The sequence below is a fragment of the Leifsonia sp. SIMBA_070 genome, from assembly GCF_046534635.1.
Lineage (GTDB): Bacteria > Actinomycetota > Actinomycetes > Actinomycetales > Microbacteriaceae > Leifsonia.
Genome location: NZ_JAWRYK010000310.1, coordinates 1 through 270 on the forward strand (window position 1 = coordinate 1; position 270 = coordinate 270).

At 35.9% G+C, this 270-nt stretch carries 1 protein-coding gene; it reads left to right on the forward strand.

Annotated features, from left to right (window positions below; all coding sequences use genetic code 11):
- A partial coding sequence (locus SB754_RS20475; protein ID WP_410784197.1) for a 3-keto-5-aminohexanoate cleavage protein occupies nucleotides 1–270 on the forward strand: 270 nt, incomplete at both ends.

Consider the following 270-nt stretch of genomic DNA (forward strand, 5'->3'; position numbering starts at 1 on the left):
GAGACTTTAGTGAAATTGAGTTTAGAGCTGACCCTCTATTATTGGAAGGTAACCTAAAACCAGATATGGGTAGCCTAACCCTTAGTTCATTGAATTTTAATAAAACCGCAAGTGTTAATTCTCCTGATACTATTATTGCGTTAGCTTCAATAATGAAAGAAAAAGGAGTAGTGCCGGAGTTGGAAGCGTTTGATGTTGGTATGATAAACTACGTTAAATATTTGGAAAAGAAAGGCCTGATAGAGCCACCATATTATTTCAACCTGCTAT